Source organism: Kocuria sabuli (assembly GCF_040981185.1).
In the GTDB taxonomy this organism is placed as follows: domain Bacteria; phylum Actinomycetota; class Actinomycetes; order Actinomycetales; family Micrococcaceae; genus Kocuria; species Kocuria sabuli.
In genome coordinates this window covers 1-513 of the sequence record NZ_JAVHZE010000121.1, presented here as the reverse complement: position 1 = coordinate 513, position 513 = coordinate 1, and the positions used below count along the sequence as shown (strand labels likewise).

Sequence of the window (513 nt, the reverse complement as noted above, 5' to 3'; positions counted from 1 at the left end):
TAATAAATCCATCGCCTTTGTAATATATTTACTAGCTTCTTCAACTGCTTTTTTTAATCCTTCTCCATCATCAAAGTTTATAATCTTGTTTCCATTCTCATCAAGATAATAAACTTTTCTTAAATCAACTGTAGGAAGATAATCAACTGCAAGACACTCTTTCCACATCTGCAAAGATCTCTCTTGTGTAAGATATCCATCCGGGTTAGTTTCCTTGAAAAAATAACTTTTTTCTACTGCTAAAATTACGTGGAAATGTGGGTGGAAAGTTTTATCTTTCTCGTTAAAAGTTATCTCTAAATTTCTAAACCACCCCTTAATAGTTCCTTTAGCACCTTTTCCCTTTTGTTTAAAAATATCTCTATTAACAAATTTTTTAAAAGATTTTAGCATTAATTCAATAGTGTCTTGTAACTCATTAATTTTACAGTTTTTTAATGCTAAAGTTAAGTGGATATATTCAAGTTTTTTTTCATCAGCACCAAACTGCAAAACCTTGTATAAATTATTCCC

General features: G+C 29.2%; 1 protein-coding gene. It reads right to left on the bottom strand.

Features of this window, described 5'->3' with window-relative positions:
- Positions 1-513 (bottom strand): protein rep (locus RE027_RS18220; RefSeq protein WP_368809706.1); only part of this gene is annotated, 513 nt, incomplete at both ends.